Annotated in this window: 22 protein-coding genes; 9 read left to right on the forward strand and 13 right to left on the reverse strand. The window is 55.9% G+C overall.

The features are described 5' to 3' along the window. Positions 1-20: 20 nt before the first annotated feature. Positions 21-611: a spore protease YyaC gene (yyaC, locus tag M3223_RS13130; RefSeq protein ID WP_251562080.1), complete on the reverse strand. Its 591-nt coding sequence runs from the start codon at positions 609-611 to the stop codon at positions 21-23. Between the two features lie 226 nt (positions 612-837). Here yyaC and M3223_RS13135 point away from each other — a divergent pair, with 226 nt between their 5' ends. After that, positions 838-1065, forward strand: coding sequence for a DUF1128 domain-containing protein (locus tag M3223_RS13135; protein WP_251562082.1), 228 nt, complete (start codon positions 838-840; stop codon positions 1063-1065). A 98-nt stretch (positions 1066-1163) separates the two neighbouring features. On the opposite strand, the gene M3223_RS13140 is transcribed toward M3223_RS13135, so the two are convergent. The 4 genes from M3223_RS13140 to M3223_RS13155 all read right to left on the reverse strand — a co-directional run bounded on the left by M3223_RS13140 (position 1164) and on the right by M3223_RS13155 (position 5992). After that, on the reverse strand, positions 1164-1631 hold the full coding sequence (locus tag M3223_RS13140) for a hypothetical protein (RefSeq protein WP_251562084.1): 468 nt from the start codon (positions 1629-1631) through the stop codon (positions 1164-1166). Between the two features lie 300 nt (positions 1632-1931). Then, positions 1932-3608, reverse strand: coding sequence for a UDP-glucose--hexose-1-phosphate uridylyltransferase (locus M3223_RS13145; protein ID WP_251562086.1), 1677 nt, complete (start codon positions 3606-3608; stop codon positions 1932-1934). Positions 3609-3695: 87 nt separating this feature from the next. Beyond that, the gene (gene galE, locus M3223_RS13150) at positions 3696-4682 is read right to left on the reverse strand and encodes a UDP-glucose 4-epimerase GalE (RefSeq protein ID WP_251562088.1); all 987 of its coding nucleotides are present in this window, start codon (positions 4680-4682) and stop codon (positions 3696-3698) included. Between the two features lie 119 nt (positions 4683-4801). After that, the gene (locus tag M3223_RS13155) at positions 4802-5992 is read right to left on the reverse strand and encodes a galactokinase (RefSeq protein WP_251562090.1); all 1191 of its coding nucleotides are present in this window, start codon (positions 5990-5992) and stop codon (positions 4802-4804) included. A 262-nt stretch (positions 5993-6254) separates the two neighbouring features. On the opposite strand from M3223_RS13155, the gene M3223_RS13160 reads away from it, so the two are divergent. After that, on the forward strand, positions 6255-7103 hold the full coding sequence (locus tag M3223_RS13160; RefSeq protein ID WP_251562092.1) for an AraC family transcriptional regulator: 849 nt from the start codon (positions 6255-6257) through the stop codon (positions 7101-7103). A gap of 67 nt (positions 7104-7170) precedes the next feature. Here the strand turns inward: M3223_RS13160 and M3223_RS13165 are convergent, their stop codons facing one another. The 3 genes from M3223_RS13165 to M3223_RS13175 form a co-directional block, all read right to left on the reverse strand. Next, on the reverse strand, positions 7171-7437 hold the full coding sequence (locus tag M3223_RS13165) for a hypothetical protein (protein WP_251562094.1): 267 nt from the start codon (positions 7435-7437) through the stop codon (positions 7171-7173). After that, positions 7434-7598, reverse strand: coding sequence for a hypothetical protein (locus M3223_RS13170; RefSeq protein WP_251562096.1), 165 nt, complete (start codon positions 7596-7598; stop codon positions 7434-7436). The genes M3223_RS13165 and M3223_RS13170 overlap by 4 nt, the downstream gene beginning before the upstream one ends. Positions 7599-8029: 431 nt before the next feature. Next, positions 8030-9115 (reverse strand): asparaginase, encoded by a 1086-nt coding sequence (locus tag M3223_RS13175; protein WP_251562098.1) that lies wholly within the window; start codon positions 9113-9115, stop codon positions 8030-8032. A 200-nt stretch (positions 9116-9315) separates the two neighbouring features. Between M3223_RS13175 and M3223_RS13180 the strand changes: the two genes are divergently transcribed. Both M3223_RS13180 and M3223_RS13185 read left to right on the forward strand, forming a co-directional pair. Then, positions 9316-9801 (forward strand): YtxH domain-containing protein, encoded by a 486-nt coding sequence (locus M3223_RS13180; protein ID WP_251562101.1) that lies wholly within the window; start codon positions 9316-9318, stop codon positions 9799-9801. Positions 9802-9813: 12 nt separating this feature from the next. Next, positions 9814-10014: a hypothetical protein gene (locus tag M3223_RS13185; RefSeq protein ID WP_251562103.1), complete on the forward strand. Its 201-nt coding sequence runs from the start codon at positions 9814-9816 to the stop codon at positions 10012-10014. Here M3223_RS13185 and M3223_RS13190 read toward each other — a convergent pair. Next, positions 10005-10154, reverse strand: coding sequence for a hypothetical protein (locus M3223_RS13190; protein WP_251562105.1), 150 nt, complete (start codon positions 10152-10154; stop codon positions 10005-10007). The genes M3223_RS13185 and M3223_RS13190 overlap by 10 nt on opposite strands. A gap of 57 nt (positions 10155-10211) precedes the next feature. On the opposite strand from M3223_RS13190, the gene M3223_RS13195 reads away from it, so the two are divergent. Continuing rightward, the gene (locus M3223_RS13195) at positions 10212-11441 is read left to right on the forward strand and encodes an NAD(P)/FAD-dependent oxidoreductase (RefSeq protein WP_251562108.1); all 1230 of its coding nucleotides are present in this window, start codon (positions 10212-10214) and stop codon (positions 11439-11441) included. A 65-nt stretch (positions 11442-11506) separates the two neighbouring features. Here M3223_RS13195 and M3223_RS13200 read toward each other — a convergent pair whose 3' ends face one another. From M3223_RS13200 to M3223_RS13210, 3 genes are all read right to left on the reverse strand, one after another. Then, a complete protein-coding gene (locus tag M3223_RS13200) occupies positions 11507-11896 on the reverse strand; it encodes a hypothetical protein (protein ID WP_251562110.1) in 390 nt (129 codons plus the stop codon). A 68-nt stretch (positions 11897-11964) separates the two neighbouring features. Then, the gene (locus tag M3223_RS13205; RefSeq protein ID WP_251562112.1) at positions 11965-12507 is read right to left on the reverse strand and encodes a general stress protein; all 543 of its coding nucleotides are present in this window, start codon (positions 12505-12507) and stop codon (positions 11965-11967) included. A 102-nt stretch (positions 12508-12609) separates the two neighbouring features. After that, the gene (locus M3223_RS13210) at positions 12610-12768 is read right to left on the reverse strand and encodes a hypothetical protein (RefSeq protein ID WP_251562114.1); all 159 of its coding nucleotides are present in this window, start codon (positions 12766-12768) and stop codon (positions 12610-12612) included. Between the two features lie 210 nt (positions 12769-12978). Here M3223_RS13210 and M3223_RS13215 point away from each other — a divergent pair, with 210 nt between their 5' ends. The 4 genes from M3223_RS13215 to M3223_RS13230 all read left to right on the forward strand — a co-directional run bounded on the left by M3223_RS13215 (position 12979) and on the right by M3223_RS13230 (position 16090). Beyond that, the gene (locus M3223_RS13215; RefSeq protein WP_028600769.1) at positions 12979-13299 is read left to right on the forward strand and encodes an STAS domain-containing protein; all 321 of its coding nucleotides are present in this window, start codon (positions 12979-12981) and stop codon (positions 13297-13299) included. Positions 13300-13331: 32 nt separating this feature from the next. Then, on the forward strand, positions 13332-13790 hold the full coding sequence (gene rsbW / locus M3223_RS13220) for an anti-sigma B factor RsbW (RefSeq protein ID WP_251562116.1): 459 nt from the start codon (positions 13332-13334) through the stop codon (positions 13788-13790). Continuing rightward, positions 13787-14569, forward strand: a complete 783-nt coding sequence (locus M3223_RS13225; protein ID WP_251562118.1) for a sigma-70 family RNA polymerase sigma factor — start codon at positions 13787-13789, stop codon at positions 14567-14569. The genes rsbW and M3223_RS13225 overlap by 4 nt, the downstream gene beginning before the upstream one ends. 192 nt (positions 14570-14761) lie before the next feature. Next, entirely contained in the window at positions 14762-16090 is a 1329-nt protein-coding gene (locus M3223_RS13230) for a magnesium transporter CorA family protein (RefSeq protein WP_251562120.1), read from the forward strand. A gap of 53 nt (positions 16091-16143) precedes the next feature. On the opposite strand, the gene M3223_RS13235 is transcribed toward M3223_RS13230, so the two are convergent. Then, positions 16144-17301, reverse strand: a complete 1158-nt coding sequence (locus M3223_RS13235) for a PP2C family protein-serine/threonine phosphatase (RefSeq protein WP_251562122.1) — start codon at positions 17299-17301, stop codon at positions 16144-16146. Positions 17302-17352 lie beyond the last annotated feature (51 nt).

The raw sequence follows: 17352 nt of genomic DNA on the forward strand, positions 1-17352 counted from the left end.
CCATCTTAGTTCTGTCGTCATTAACGCAACGAGCCGGGAATCAAACTTCCGCTTGAGGCGGTCTGCGCATCTGGAGACGGCCAGACGGCCGCTGCAGCATCCGCAATGGTGCGGGCCATCCCCAGCACCCGGTAAAGGCTCGTCGTCTGAATGATCCAGTAAGGTTTATGGCCTTGGGTATTAACAACTGCCGCAACGCTAAAGTCTCCTACTGCAGGCAAATGCTGCCCAATGGCTTGGCCCGGTTGAAGCGGTCCGCTGCGGACAAGGTACAGTCCCGTCGATTCCGCCCGCCCCAGGCAGGCGTCGATCGCTATGACACAGGTTGCCTCGCGAAGCGATGCCAGCATCGGACCCACCTGCTCTGAATCGCAGGGCTGTTCCAGTGTGCCCACCACATGAGGAAAACCCTGCTCCGACAAAAGCGAGCCGACCAGCGGTCCGAGGGAGTCCCCGGTGGAACGGTCGCTTCCGACGCAAAGAAACACGACCTCGTTCCGGGTCGGATATTTGGCTGCGATTGCCTCGAAAAAGGTTACCAATCCAGCCTTGTCCACACGCGCCCATTTGGCGGCATCTTCGGTCCGGTTTACTTTTGTCTCCCGACTCATGGTCTGCAACCTCTTTGCCCTGGCAGATTTGGTAAGTCCCGTAATTCTTTCTGTTACTATTGTAACGGATTCAAGCAGGCAGATTCAATTTGCCGCCGCCTCTCGGACAGAAGGAGGCGGTTCGTGGTACAATGTGGACGACGCTTCAAGCAGACCGCTTTGAAGAATGCCCGCTGGCGACCCAAATCATTCGTCTACAGCCGACAATAACGCATAGGAGGCCCCCATGCCAGATCTTAACCAGCCAACCCAGCAGAACGTGGAATTCATGATTGAAGAAATCAAATCCAAGCTCCGCATGGCAACAGCCGCCGCGATGCAAGCTTCGCATTTCGGGACGGACAAGTATGAGGATATCCGCGACCTGTACGAGGTCGTTGCTTCCAAACCTTCGTTCAGCATCTCCGAGGTGGAGGCGCTTGTATCGGAGCTTGGCAAGCTTAGAAACAGCTAGAGCGCTCTGTACAAACATAACCAAACAAAAACAGCCCTATGGCTGCAAAAAGGTACCCGCAGCTGCGGGTACCTTTTTATTAATTGGTAAATAAATCCTTAAACTGCCGCTTGCTCTACTGCATTTGCTTCTTCAGAAGCAGCCGCTTCTTCAGCTGCCGCTTCAACGGCCAGACGCACGTTGACCAGCTTTTGCTCACCACGGAGGAAGGTAGCCAGACGCTCCAGCTTGTCAGCCAGCTCAGGGCCGGTCAGAGCAACGTTAAGCTGGTAGCCGAATTGATCGGCTGGAAGCTTTTGCTCGCGTGCGCCATAGGAATAATCTCCGCTACGGTCGCTTGCGCCGGATTGGCTGGAAAGCTGGTCCGGGTAGAATTTATCGGATTTGTTCACGACACGCTCGTAAATGCGAAGCTTTTTGAGCAGCATGTAGTATTGAGCGGAATGTTTGAAGTTCCAAGCTTCGCGGATGTCCTTCAGCGTGTAATCCGTCTTCCAGCGTTTAAGCTTCTCTACCTGTTCGTCGGAATCGAGTTTCAAAAAATCCTCAAGCGGCATAATTGGCATCGTGCTTGTTTCCCTCCATTAACATATCGATTGTGACATTAGTCTATTAATTAACGTTTATATATAAAAAAATACCATAAGTAAGCTCGTTATACAATTCATTTTTTCAAAAATAATTATGAAAAAAGTCTAGTATTTGATCCACATTTTTCACAATCGTGCACATTCGTTAAAATCATTCAGAAAATTTGTTCAAAAACCATATATGTCGACAACGGGTAACAGATTGCGACATTAGTTTTGGTGAAATCTGGAGTGAATACCAAAAAGACGGCGCTAACTGGCGCCGTCTTTTTGATCCTATTCCGCTGCAACTCCGGCCATATGACCTGAAGCAAGCAGGAAGCGGCGGAATGCCTGTCTTCCATCCTCGGTCAGCTTATAAACGCCGGCATCCCGCAGCACTTGCAGGAACTTGTCTCCGGCAGAAGCCTGAACCGCTGCCAGCGCCTCTTCGTGACCCCGTACAGCGGAAGCAGAATACGCCTCCTGCAGCTCATCGAGCCAAAGCCGGTGCTGAGACATCGTAGCCGGCCCTGCCGCCAGCGCTTCCTCCCACGTCATCGAACCGTCGAGACAAGCGGCAACCAGTTCGAGCTCCTGCTTCAACCGTCCCGGAAGCACGGCAAGACCCATCACTTCGATCAGACCGATATTTTCCTTCTTGATGTGATGCAGCTCGCGATGCGGATGGAAAATGCCGTCCGGATGCTCCTCGCTCGTACGGTTGTTGCGCAGCACCAAATCGAGCTCAAAGGAGCCGTCCTTGCGGCGGCGCGCCACCGGCGTGATCGTGTTATGCGGAATACGCTGTCCGTCCTTGTCTGTAAAGGCCAGCACGTCCGCCTCGGGATCGCTGTACCCGCGCCATGCATCCAGCACATCGCTTGCCGCTTCCTGAATCCGCTCGCGGTCCATTCCGTTCAAGCGGAGCACGCTCATCGGCCAATTCACAATACCGAACGAAACGCCCGGATGATCGGGATGGCGGAATTCCGCTTCAACAGGAGCCGTCTCCATCGGGAACGTATAGTTTCCGCCCTGGAAATGGTCATGGCTTAAAATCGATCCGCCTACAATCGGCAGATCGGCGTTGGAGCCGACGAAATAATGCGGAATCTGCTCCGTGAATTCCAGCAGCCTGCCGAAGCTGTCGCGGCTGATCGCCATCGGAAGATGCTCCGCCCGGAATACGATGCAGTGCTCCTTGTAATACACGTAAGGCGAATACTGAAGAAACCACGCTTCGCCGTTCAGCTGCATCGGCAAAATCCGGTGATTTTGGCGTGCAGGATGATCACTTCTTCCCGCATAGCCCATGTTCTCCTTGCAGAGAAGGCATTTCGGGTAACTGGACGGGGGCAGCGTTTTGAGCAGAGCGATCTCGGCAGGGTCTTTCTCCGGCTTGGACAGATTGACCGTAATTTCCAGCTCGCCATACTTCGTCGCATGTTTCCAGCTCTGGTTAAGCGCCACGCGGTCCATGCGGATATAGTTGCTGTTCACGTTCAACTGATAGAACCAGTCCGTTGCCGCGCCAATACCGTCCTTTAAAGCGGTCAAAGCAAACCGGGCCTGCGTCTCCGAAGGGCGAGGCATGAGCAGCCCCATGATACGCGCATCCATTAAATCCCGCTGCGTCACCGTATGGTCGGGCACAATGCCGGCTGCCGCGGCATAATCAAGCAGCGGAGCAAGCAGCTCGGGAATTCCCGGCTGGCCATTCCCGGAATCAGCTTCGGCGGGAGCCGGCGCGCCGCCAGCCCATGCGGGCAGCTCCAGCAGCGCTTGATTCCAGGCGGGCCGCTCCTCCGTGCCTGGAAGCGGTTCGTTAAAGCCAAGCAAGTCCAGAATGGCGTTGCGGGCAGCGCCGGCGTCGAGCAGCTCCAGCATCCCTTTATTCAAAGCGCCGGCGACTAAGCGCTCGACAGCCTGGAGCGCCTCTTCGGCAGACGGCGCGGATCGATGCGTTGACATGGGGTACAGCTCCTTTCTCAAATCGGGCGCAGGACGGGATCGCGGTGAGACCTCCTCCCGTTCCGGCGCAAAGTTATTCAGTCCGAATTAGTCGTTATAACCTTCCGGACGGTCCAAATGCCACTTCCAGGCCGAGCCGATAATGTTCTCCAGGTCGCTGCGGCGGGGATTCCAGCCCAGCTCCGTGCGGGCCTTCTCAGAGGAAGCGACAAGCACGGCAGGATCTCCCGCACGGCGGTCTTCCATAACTACCGGGATTTCCCGGCCGGTCACGCGGCGGGCGATGTCGATGACCTGCTTAACGGAGAAGCCGAAGCCGTTGCCGAGATTGTAAACCGCGCTGCCTTCACCGCGGCGCAGCCGCTCTACAGCCAGAATATGGGCGTCTGCAAGGTCGCTCACGTGAATGTAATCGCGCACGCAGCTGCCGTCCTCAGTCGGATAATCTTCGCCAAACACCGAAATATGCGGGCGTTTGCCGAGCGCTGCCTGCAGCACTAGCGGCACCAGATGCGTTTCAGGGCTGTGATCCTCGCCGATCCGGCCGCTTTCATGGGCTCCGGCAGCGTTAAAGTAGCGCAGCGACACAAAGCGGAACTCATGCGCAACCTCGAACCAGCGGATCATTTTCTCCATGGCAAGCTTCGTTTCGCCGTATGCGTTCGTCGGTTCGGTGCGGTCCGTTTCGCGAATTGGCACCTGCTCCGGTTCGCCGTATGTGGCAGCCGTACTGGAGAAAACAATCCGCTTTACGTCGGCGCGGTTCATCGCTTCAAGAAGGCACAACGTGCCGTATACGTTGTTATGGTAGTACTTGCCGGGGAGCTTCATGCTTTCGCCAACAAGCGAGTTAGCCGCAAAGTGGATCACCGAGTCAATCTTGTTCTCGCGGAAAACGCGGTCGAGCAGCTCCTCGTCGCGCAAATCCCCTTCATACAAGACGCCGCCGAGCAGCGCGGCGCGATGCCCCTGCTGCAGGTTGTCAACAACAACAACCTCTTCTCCCTTTTCCAAAAGCGCCGCAACTGCATGAGAGCCGATGTAACCGGCTCCTCCTGTAACCAAAACTGCCATGTGCGTTCTCTCCTCTCCGAATCTCGTCTATGTCTGGCGAACCGCCTCTACGATCATACGACATTACGCTGAAGCGGCCTACTGTCCGGGGAACTAGGCTTCAGGCGCTCCAAAGCCTGTTACGGCTGAGCGGGAGAGTCCAGGCGGGAAGCGCCGTCGCCAATGGAGCAGACGTAGAAGTCAGGCACAAGACCGGTTGCCTCCGTGTATTCCGCAGCAACCTGCTCGCGGAAGCGGTCTACGCTGTCTTTGTGGACGAGCGATACGGTGCAGCCGCCAAAACCTGCGCCCGTCATGCGGGAGCCGAGAACGCCCGGCACCTTGCGTGCAGCCTCGACCATTGCGTCGAGCTCCTTGCCGGTTACCTCGTACAGATCGCGAAGCGAATCATGAGAAGCGTTCATCAGCTTGCCGAACGACTCCAGATCGCCTTTTTCCAAAACAGCTACCGATTGGAGCACGCGGTCGATCTCATCCACGACATGCAGCGCGCGGCGGCGAACCGTGTCGCTCTCGATGCGCTCGCACTCGGCATGGAACTGCTCCGGCGTCAGCTGGCCAAGCAGCGTCAGCTCCGGATAAGCCCCTTTAAGCTCCTGCACGGCCTGCTCGCACTCGGAGCGGCGCTCATTATATTTGGAATCAACCAGTCCGCGGCGCTTGTTGGTATTGCCGATAACAAGCACGTAGTCCTCCGATTGAAATGGAACATGGCGGTACTCAAGCGTATCGCACATCAGCAAAATCGCTTGATCCTTCTTGCCGTTTGCAACGGCGAACTGGTCCATAATGCCGCATTGAACGCCGTTGAATTCGTTCTCGGATTTTTGCGAAATGAGCGCCAGCTCCGTCCGGTCGACCGGGTGGCCGCCTTCGGAGAGAAGCGCGTACCCCGTCAGCACCTCGATGGAAGCGGAGGAGGACAAACCTGCGCCGTTCGGAATTTCTCCATGGTAGAGGAAATCGTACCCGGCCGCCGGGCCGCGGCCGCGGTTTTGCAGCTCCTTGACGACTCCCTTCGGATAGTTCATCCAGTCGTCTTCCTCACGGTATTCAATCGAATCCAGAGAGACTTCGCCAAGCGTATTGGGAAAGTTTGTGGATGCCATTTTGAGCACACGGTCGCCGCGTGGACGAAGAAGAAGCGTCGTTCCAAACGTCAGAGCCGCAGGGAATACGTAGCCGCCGTTGTAGTCGGTATGCTCGCCGATCAGATTAACCCGGCCTGGAGCCTGGTAATACCTGATTCCGTCGGCCTCTCCACCAAACAAAGTAAGGAACTGCTCCGTCAGCTGCTTCAGATCCGCCATGTTGATCATCCTTTTCTTCTATTATTTAAAAAGTCGCTGATACGCATGCTGCTTGAGGATAAATCGGGCATGCCGTTACCCATCTGCAATCGGTTGCCAAACTTAAATTCTTTTTGCGAGTATAGTGCCAGTATACTCCGGGGTTAGCTAACACGGAATGGCATGATGTGAACTGTATATGGATATTTGTGACTTCTTCTATTCGGGGAAGCGAAAAATGGATACAATTTTACTAGAGGGAAAACGATAAGGGGGTGAACCGTTGAAGGAGTTCTACTACCGCGTCGCGTTGAGCCCGGAAGCGGAGCACGGGGATGCCTATGACGTGCTTTACGCCGGCGAAAGCCAAACGAGGCCCGGCCATCGGCTCGGTCCAAGAGTGTTCGACTTTTATTTGCTGCATCATGTCCTGTCGGGCAAAGGGGAGTTCACAAGCCGAGGAGTTGTTCACCGGCTGGAGGCCGGGCAGTCGTTTCTGATCGAGCCGGAACAGCTCGTCGCCTATGCTTCCGATCCCGAGGAACCTTGGGCGTACCGCTGGATAGCCTTTCGGGGCCCGCTCGCCCGCGAGGCAGTGGCTGCTTTCGGCAGCAGCCTGCCGATTGCCGATACCGGGCGACACCGCCGTCCCGCCGCTGCGCTGCGCAGAGCGATGGACTATTTAAAGCAGCCTGCCGGCGCTCAGCTTGGCGCTGCCGGATGCCTGCAGCTGGTGCTGGCCGATATCGCCGCCTCAACCGCCGCAAGGAACGAGCCGGACCGGGACGGCGATGGCGACGAAGATAACGGATTGGTCAAAAGCCTGCTTCGCCTACTGGAAACCCAGTATGCGGAGCCGATAACGATGGAAGGGCTGGCCGAATCGCTAGGCTACAGCCGGGCGTACTTGTCCCGCGTATTCAAACGGCAAACCGGCGTCTCGCCGGTGTCTTATCTGCTCCGCCTGCGCATCGACAAGGGACGGCTCATGCTGCGCGAGCATCGCAGCCTGACCGTGGAGCAGGTTGCATCCAGCATCGGCATTCAGGATGCTTTATATTTTTCCAGGCAGTTCCGGCGCTTCTACGGAGAATCCCCGAGCGAATACCGCGAAGCGGTATGGGGCGGATGAGGGCTTGTCCGGCTATCAGCACAGCAAAAGGCCCCTCACCGTACCGGTAGAGGAGCTTATGCTTGCTTTAGCCACGCCGAGATGCTTGCAGGCGCAGAGAGGCACCGCTCCGAACGGTGTATTCCGTCGTTCCTCTCTGAATGTACACGGACTGCACCAGTCGCGGATTTAAGGTTGGCGTGAATATTTCCAATTTATACAGTACCTCAGTCGGAACGTTGACGTTAAGCGCAGTGACGGCGTTGTTGTCAAAACTGTTGTAAGCGGCATTGGGATTTCCTCCACCGGGATTTCCGTACGTCAACCATGCGATGTAACCCTGTGCATTTCTCATTGGATTCCCGTTTGTATCCACCCACCGGACAATAAGTCCCGCTGCATTTTCGCTTTGCCCGTCCTGCGGGCCGCAGCGGGTTGGCCGCCAGCTGCATTTGCAGGCACGGAGGCAACAGCATTTGCCGCAACAGCCGTAAGCGCGGTATCTCGGATTCTCATGCATGCAGCTCTTCTCCCTTCCCTCTCTTCTCTACTACTCATATGAAAGTGAGAGACTGCCTGACAGAGATAGGTGCCCAATTGTCAGAAAACAGGTAAGAGCCCCTCTTTTTTATTGAGAGAGGCCCTTCTTGTCCCATAGTTCCGCCGGCTTGCGGCCGACGAGCGGATTAAAATTGAATTACACCTCTACTACCTGCAGCGGCAAGGCGTCCAGCAGCGGCATGGCACCCAGCAGCATCGCCACGGGCACCAGCACCAGCACCAGCAGCAGCAATTTCTGCAATAACCGTTCATAGCGGATATTCTCCCTTGCTTTCTTTTCTACTACTATATGAAAGCGAGAGCATGACGGACAGAGATAATAACCTAGCACTCGTGAATATTGAATAGATTTACCTTATGCTCTTACACTGCATCTTCCAGGGAAATTAGGCCCAATTAAGCTGTAAAAGCGCCTGCCGCGCGCCCGTCTCTGCCCCTGTTGAGCTGAACATGCGCTCCGGGAACTGTCCGCGCACCGCCTCGGCGGCGCCTGACAGCTGCCGCTCCAGCTCCGGCTGCCGGTCCTCCGGCACGCCGGCCTCGTTCAAATGCAGCCGCAGCTGGTCCAGCAGCTCCGCAACAATAACCGGCCAAGCCGACTCCCCGCCGTCGTCCACCTGTACAGCGGCTCCAATCGCCGCAGCGGGCACAGCCAAGGCAAATACGCCCTGCGCGCCGCTTTTGGCGACGATTCCGCGCTGCAGCAGCACGGTTGCAAGCCTCCCCTCACCCTCGACCATTTCCGGCCAAGCCTGCATCGCAGCGGCTATTCGGGAAGCTGCGGATAACGGGCCTGCAGCCTCTGCCGCCGGAGAAACATCCCCCAGTTTGGCATAAGCTAACGCCAGCCGTGAGAGCGGCATACGGAATACCGGCAGCCCGCAGCCGTCTATCGCCCGGCCGATGGAGCTCTGCTCCATGCCCGTATAGGCAGCGACAGATTCCAGCAGCTTAGCCTGCAGCGGATGTCCAGAATCGGTATAGCCCTCCATGGGCCAACCCATCATGCGGCAGTATGCAAGCAGACCGATATGTTTGCCGGAACAGGTATGATATAGCTTGCGGGGACCAAAACCGGAACGCATGGCATAATCCCGCTCTATTGGCCCTAAAGGAAGATCGTCGCCAAAGGCAAGCTGCTCTTCCCGAACGCCGGTTAGCTCCAGCATGCGCTCCAGCAGCTCGATATGCTCCGGGCCTCCCCGATGAGAGGCGGACATCAGCGCAATGGACGCTTCCGGCAGACCGTAATGCTCCATTAATCCGGCCGTTATGCCCGCCGCAGCCTGAATCGGCTTTGCTGTTGAACGCATAAATACCATGGCCTCAGAATCCCCCGCCGCAGCCAATGGACGTTCCGGTTGTCGAGCGGACACGATTGCGGCAAAACCGGTATGCAGATTTTCCGTCCATTGTCCTCTAGTCGTGCCCGATAACGGTACGCCAGGGAAACGTTGCTGAATAGATTCCATAGTCGGCAAGCATCCTTTCCATTTCATTTCCTATATATAATTGACTTTACGCAAAAAAATTAGGGCGCCAGTTAGGCCTGGCAGCGATCAGCAATCCATTATAACAGCCGGAAGCCCGCCTTCACCACTCGTCCGTTTCGTTTCAAGCCTGCCCAATGCGTTTATAAATCATCAACAACGACTAAAGGAGATGAACGGTTATGGCAAACGAAACAGCAGTTAAAGGCGGCAACATGGCAAAAGGTATTCTGATCGGTGGAGCGATCGGCGCGGCGGCGGCTCTGCTCTTCGCCCCGAAAACCGGCAAGGAGTTCCGCTCCGACATTGCCCGCAAGTCGTCCGATGCGGCGGATTACGCGAAGCGCCAAGGCGCGCTGCTCGCTGAGCAGGCTAAGTCAACCGCTGCGGTATGCAGCGACAAAGCGTCGGCTATCGGCTCCAAAGTTCAAGAGCTGGCGATTAAAGCCAAGGATGCAGCGATGATTCATCAGGAAGGCGTTAAGGAAACTGCGGCGACCGCGATGGCTGAAACGAAGGAAGCAATCAATGAAGTGAAGGATCATGCGCGGCAGGTCACCTCCGAAGCGGGCCGCCATATGGACAATATTAAAAAGGAAGCCGACAACAACCGCGAGGAAGCGATGAGAACGACCAACTCCATGAACGGCAGCACCTACTCCAATTAAGGGGATGAGAAAATGAGCGGCCGCGACCTGGAAGCCTTCCCGATGCGCGACGGACAAGCCGGCACCCCTCACCGGGATGTCAGCAAAGCGAATAACGGCTCTATGGTTCAAGACGAGCAAGATATGAAAAGGCTCGGCAAGGATATGGAGCGCGTCCGGACCAATGCCGAGCTGGAAAAGGACGGGCTTGTGCCCGATCCGATTCAGGAATAAGCGGCATTCGGGAACTGCCGAAGCTCCGATGCGGTGTCATCCTTCATGATGGACTGATTCAACTCAAACGGAAGCCCCGCCTGCATCCTTCTGGATGCAGGCGGGGCTTCCTCCCGCTTGCCGCTAGGTCCGAAAACCATTTCGCATATCGCATAGGAACGCTGCGGCTTGGGTCATATTAACATCGGGAGCTGATAATGATGGACCACCATACCGGCAAGCTTTACTGGCCGCTGACAATGACCCATGTAGAAAAATATCCTGTCCTGAGCGGAAAAGAAAAGGTTCAGGTAGCGATTATCGGCGGAGGCATGTCGGGCATTTGCTGCGGCCTTGTGCTGGCGCGCAGCGGCATCTCCGCCTGCGTCATTGAACGCGAGCAGGTCGCCGGAGCGAGCACCTCGGCTAATACAGGCTTGCTGCAGTTTTCGAATGACGTCATGTTAAGCGAGCTAGCCGGACAGATCGGGCGCAAGGATGCCGTCCGTTTCTATCAAGCTTGCGTGCATGCCGTAGAGCAGCTGGCAATCGTAGCTGCCTCGCTTCCCGGGGGAACCGCATTCCGCAGGCAGCGAAGCCTGTACTACGCCAGCTCGGAGCAGGACCTTCCCAAGCTGCGCGCTGAATACGACATGCTTCACAGCAACGGATTTGCCGTGGACTGGTGGGGCCCGGACGATATCGCGTCCCGCTTTCCGTTCCGTAAGCCCGGCGCCATTGTCACAAGCGGAGATGCCGATGTGAATCCATTTCATTTTGTACAGTCGATGGCTCGCGCCGGTGCTGCGGAAGGGCTGCTGATTCGCGAGCATACCGATATCGTCAGCCATACGGCAACTAACACTGGCATTCATCGGCTGGAGTCGGCCGACGGCTCCTCAATTGAGGCGGAGCATGTTATTTACGCGGTCGGATATGAACCGGAAGAGCTGCGCGGACAGCTGGTCAAGGCATCCATCAACCGCTCCTTTGCGGGAGTGACCCGCGTCCAGCAGTCGCTCTCCCCTTGGCATCAGCAGATGATGATTTGGGAAACGGCCCGTCCTTATCTTTATATGAGGACAACGATCGACGGGCGGATTGTCATTGGCGGGCTAGACGAGGAAAATCCAAATCCGGTTCAAGGAGAGAATGCCCGCCACAAACGGATTCGCCAGCTTTCGGAGCAGCTCTCTAACCTGTTTCCTATGCTCGACTCCGAGCTGGAATACGAATGGAGCGCCGCATTTGGCGAATCGCGCGACAATCTTCCGTTTATCGGGCGCGATCCATCCCAAACCAACGTGTATTACTGCCTTGGCTACGGAGGCAACGGGACGGTATACAGCATGATGGCCGCCCATATGCTGAGGGATCTCATTCGAGGCGAATCCCATCCGTTGGAGGAGATTGTCGGGTTGACGCGTCCTACGCTGGCTAATGTTTGAAAAAGCAGATAAACCCGCAGCCCCGTTTCAGCGAAACGGTTGGCAGCGGGTTTTTGCGTTAAAGATCAGCCCTCCATGCCGCGGTCTGCCGCTTGTCTCGCCGAAACAGTAGGCCTAACCTGCTCATGCGGCGAGGTTTTTCGGATAAAAAAGGCCAGCACCAGCGCAATCGCCGAAATACAAGTTGCTACCACAAAGGCGGTGTTAATGCCGTGAATGGTGGATTCCATCGCAATATAAGCGACGGCCTCCTTATTGGCCGCCGCATCCTGCGGGTTGATGCCCGCCGCCTGAATCATGTCAGCGGCCTGCTGCTTAGCGCGGCTGCTCATAATGGAAACGAGAAGCGCCGTACCGAGCGCGCCGCCAACCGTTCTCAGCGTATTGGACATCGCCGTGCCGTATAGAACGGTCAAATGGAAATCGATGTGCAGCGGCTCGCACGGCTCGGTCAAAATTAAAAAACCGCGCTCCCATGGGAAGGCGGTTTTTCGGGCTTCATATAGACGCGGCAGCAATAGCCTTACAGAATCTCGGATGCTCCATTGGAACGTAAAATTGTCTCCGCGCTGGCTAACGAATCATCCGTCGGGCCGTCAGCAACATAGTTGTCTTTGGACCCGTCCTCGCGCTCAGCGACAACAACGATCCCTCCTTCAGAGATTGCGTCCCGGCAGCGCTCGGCGTTCTTTTCGCTGAGGCCAAAATCCTTGAAAATATCCTCAAATGGCGTATCGTCGCTAAAAATGCCCGTTCCTACTGCGGCTGGATATGCTCCTCCCCAGTATGGAGCTGCACCTGTTCCGGATACGGAGGAACCGCCGAGCGGAGCCGCTCCTACAATAAATCCGTCTCCAGGAATGAATGCGCCGTCCGCGCCGCGCGCATCCCTGATCTCCTGAAGCTCTTCCGCGTGCACATCCGTGTCCGATTCCACAAAACGCACCGATTCCCTGTCACGCCCTACTACTTTAATTTCATCGGCGGCAAATCCGCTGTCACGCAGTGATTTTACGGCCTGGATTACACTTTCCTGATTGTTAAAAATCGCGATCGTTTTGCTCATAGGCTTTCTCCTCCTTTGATCTCTTTTCACTATTCCCCGCTCGTCCGGCCCGCATCCGCAGCGCTCTCCGTACTGCCTGTCCTGCCTGCTGCCAGGATAGCTTTATCCGACCATGGGGATGATATATTTAACTAAGAAATACAGAACTCCGAAAAAAATAATCAGATATGCCGCGTACTTGATAAACGTTGACGCCACCATGCTGGAATCCGATTTATGCTCGACATGTCTTTCTTCGACCTGCACATTTCGGTTGTCCATAACGATTGACCTCCTTCGATTTTGCCGCTTATTGCTGTATTACCCAGGTCAAGCCGCTAAAAACCGTTTTTGGTTCCAAAACAAGGCAAAAAAATATATGGATTCGCCAGCTCAAAATGCGTTTCAACCCGGCTGGGACGGGTTATTATTTACTTATGTAGGTAGAGATAAACAATTATGTGCCAAGTCACTTTATCAGGAGAGGGATCTATGAACCAGAATGAAAAGTTTCAATTACGCACCGAGACTCAGGAAGGACGCTGCATCGTCTATCTGAGCGGAGAGCTCGACCTTGATTCCGCGTCCCAGCTTCGCGCCGCCATGGCGCCGCTCATGGAGCTGACGGACCGGGAACTGATCCTTAACTTGAGAGACCTCAAATACATCGACAGCACTGGCATCGGTATTTTTGTCTCGGTGCTAAAAGCGCGTCACGCGAAAAACGCCCCGTTCGAAGTCGAGGCGATTCCGCCCGGCATCCGCAAGCTGTTTGACATGACCGGCATTACTTCATTCCTTACCAAATCCTGAAGCCGCAAGCGCCCAGAAAGGACCGAACCAACATGACTGCTGAAGAAAAAATTACACTCAGACTGCCGGCTAAATCGGATTATTTGGACCTGATCCGTCTCACCTTGTATGGAGTCGCCACGAAAATCGGCTTTTCCTACGAAGAGATCGAGGATATGAAAGTAGCCGTGTCGGAAGCCTGCAACAATGCCGTTTTGTACGCTTATGCCGATCGTCCTGCCTCCGATCCTCACGGAGATATGGAAGTCAGCTTTGTCCGCACAAATGATTCCCTGTCCATTGTCGTTAAGGACGAGGGCGAAAGCTTTGACGCCGCTTCCGTGGCCCAGCGCTCCGAACCGCTCCATGGCAAATCGATCAACGATATTCAGGCGGGAGGACTCGGCCTTTATCTCATGCAGGCGCTTATGGATGAAGTAGAAGTGCGCAGCGAAAAAGGGACGGAGGTTGTTCTTACCAAACGTCTGGTAAAAAGTGGGGAGATGGCATGACCATGCAACCCGCCAGTCAATCCTCCCAAGCGGGGACAGCTCTTATTCTGGAATATCAGAACAATCCCAACAACGAAATCGCTACAACGCTCATTACCCACTATGAGCCGATGGTGAAGATGGCTGCAGGCAAAATTGCCCGTAACCGTCCGGACTTGTATGAGGATTTGTATCAGGTAGGCCAGATGGCGCTGCTCCGCCTGTTCGCTCAATTCGACGCCTCCATGGGCGTACAGTTTGAGCCTTATGCCATGAAGAGCATTATCGGCCATATGAAAAATTATTTGCGCGACAAGTCCTGGTACATTCAAGTACCCCGCCGCATTAAGGAAAAAGGCATAGCCGTTCAGCAAGCGATTGACGAGCTGACCGTGCGCCTTGAGCGCTCTCCGCGAGTAGAAGAAATCGCCGAGCGGATGGAGCTGTCAGTTGAGGAAACGCTGGAAATTCTCGGCGGACGGGACTTATATCATTATATTTCGCTTGATACGCCAATTTCCGAGGACGAGAGCACAACAACGCTCGGCGAGCTGATTGGCTCCCAAGCGGATGATTTTGATTCCGTCGACAAAAAAATGGACCTCCAGTCTGCGCTGGAGCAGCTGAAGCCTGAGGAGCAGCAGGTGCTGCAGCTGGCATTTGAGGAAGGCATTCCGCAGCGGCTGATCGCCGACCGGCTTGGCGTCTCCCAGATGAGCATCTCACGCATTCAAAGACGTGCGATCGAAAAGCTCAAACGGCTGTTATCCGAAGACGGGCAACCCTATGACGAGAGCTGAGCCAATTGGGTCGGTTATCTCTATCCGCACGCACACGAGGCCGCATCCGGCTTGTAACGGATGCGGCTTTTGTTTACCTGTTCGCAGCCTTTTCAAGCCTTCGCTCCGGTCCTTCCGCAAGTTGTAAGAGCCGCTGCTTCGGGGTATGATGTTGAGGATTGGTTCACATCATACGGAAAGGAGGTTAGAGGCATGATTTATCGCAAGCTGCGCTACGCGTCAGGCTGGGAGTGGCATTTTATTCAAAATCGTTCATTAGACGGCGAAACGGATCGAGACATGCCTCTGCCCCCTTCCCGTTCCGCGCGCAAACAGAAACCGGCGGCAAAAACGGATGAGCAAGGCGGCGCTCCCCCCGGAAGTGAAGCTGCGGCGGCGCTTGCGGAGCAGCGCTCACGCGAGGCGGAGCAGCTGGGCGGCGAGCTCGGCTTTTGCAAAGCCTGGCTGCGGGAAACGGCGGACCGCACCTTTAATCAGATCAGCTTTTCGCTGGATGAGGATTCCCAGCCGGTATTGTCGGGCACGCTGATGGTGCAGCCGACCGAGCTGGATTTTGAGCTGCAGCCGATCCATTTTTGGCTGAGCGGCAGCCGGCTCGTCACCTGGCACGAGAATGCCCGGCTTCCGCTCCGGCTGCAGACAGGCGCATGGTCCTCTACTTTGGAAACCTGCACCTCCGCCCGCGAAGCCTTTCTCGTTCTGTTAGGAGCGCTGCTGGAAGTTTTCCATAGCGGACTCGACGAATATGAGCGCAAGCTGACGGAGCTGGAGCGGGAAATGCGCAGCAGCAACAAAACCGCCCTGCTGCCTGTTATTTTTGAGCGGAGACATGAGCTGCTCCATTGGACTCATCAGTTTTTGCCGATCCGGGAAATACAGGACTCCGCCAAGGAAGCTTTCATGGACGAGCTGATCGACACGCCGGCCTTTCAGCGGCTCAGCTACAAGCTGGAGCGTATCGACACGCTGTTAACCCGCTATACCGCTGAAATGGACACTCTCATCGCCATGGACGATGCCATTGCCAGCTTTCGCGGCAACGATATTATGAAGACGCTGACGATTTTCACCGCCCTGTCCGTCCCGCCGACAATCGCAGGCTCTCTCTGGGGCGTGAATTTTAACTATTTGCCGGGAACAAACAGCCGCTTTGGCTTTGCTATTTTATGCGTTGCTATCGCGCTGTTCGCAGCCTGCCTGTACACATGGTTATGGTATAAAGGCTGGACGGGCGACCTGCTGACCGACCGCGTCAGCTCCCGATCAACGAAACGTAAAAATAGAAAACAATCAGGGCGCGGCTCAGCCGGAGCGGCGGTAAATCAGGCGCGCTTCCCGCAAGGAAGCCGGGTTAACGGAGCGGCGGCAGGTTCACATGCTGAGGCTGCTCCTCTATCCCGTATGCGCGGCAAGACAAAGCGCAAGCCTTCAAAAGCCTCCGGCAAATCATCCGGCGGCAGCCGCAGCAGCCGCCCGTATCCCGGACAGGACGGGACTGGGCCCGGTTCCGGAGAGCATTAGATGTTCCATTCAAAAAACCTTCCTTCGGATCGACCGAAGGAAGGTTTTTAAGTTCAACGAATTCCAATCTGCACCAGACAGCAATCGTCCGGACGCGGCTGTCCGGGGTCGCTCTGGACCAGCTCCTGCAAGGAAGCGTTTTGCCGCATCGAGCCGGCCATCCGCTCCAGCAGCAAATCGAGCCTGCTTTCCTCGGGGCCGCTCACAAGCTCCAGCAGCCCATCCGTAAAGAGCACAAGCTGATCGCCCTCCTGGACGTTCAGCACCTGTTTCGTAAACGAAACATCCTCGAACAGACCGACCGCCATCCCGCCGCCCGACAGCCGCTCCGGCTGCAGATCGGGGTTGCTCCGCACGAGCAGTCCGGGCGGATGTCCAGCATTGACATACTCCACCGTGCCCCGGCCAAGATCAACGACCAAATAGAGCGCCGTGAAATAATACTGGATCAGCTGATCCGCAAACTGCAGCTGCAGCGCGCGGCGGTTGAGCTCCTCCATAACACGCACCGGCTCCACCTTGGTCACCATCGCGTCCCGCAGCACGGAAGCGATGAACATGCATACGAGCGATGAGGAAATGCCGTGTCCCATCGCATCGATGACGGCAATGCCATAACGGTTGTCATCAATCCGGTTCCAGGCGTACAAATCCCCGGACAGCTCCTCCGACGGCTGGTAGATGGCATCGATAACGATGCCCTTTTCATCCAGCCTGGACGGCAGAGCTGCCGACTGAACCTCCTTGGCCAGCTGCAATTCTTCCCGAATGCGGCGGTCGCGTTCCTTATGCCAATCCTTCTCCTGCTTCAGCCGCAGCGCCACCCGGATGCGGGCAAGCAGCTCGATCCGGTTGATCGGTTTTGTCACATAATCGATTGCTCCGGCGTCCAGCGCCTCGGCGAGCTTTTTGGAATCGCCAATCGCCGTTACCATAATGACCGGAATATCGCGCAAGCGGTCAGACGCCTGTATCGCCTGGCAAGCCGCTATGCCGTCTATCCGGGGCATCATCATATCCAGCAGGATCAGGTCAACGCCCGGCGCAGGCAAGCTGCCCTCCGGCTCCGTTCCGTCCTCCCGCAGCCCAAACAAGGCAAACAGCTCCATACCGGAGGATGCCGCGCGGACGTCCCAGTAGCCCGCCCGTTTGAGCATTTCCTGAACAACGGTAATATTCATCGCGTTATCGTCAACTACCACAATGCGCATGTAGATTCATTCTCCCCAAATCATAGCAAAGCAGATGAACTGCTTGCCTGT

It is taken from the genome of Paenibacillus pasadenensis, assembly GCF_023715725.1.
Taxonomy (GTDB): domain Bacteria; phylum Bacillota; class Bacilli; order Paenibacillales; family Paenibacillaceae; genus Paenibacillus_O; species Paenibacillus_O pasadenensis_A.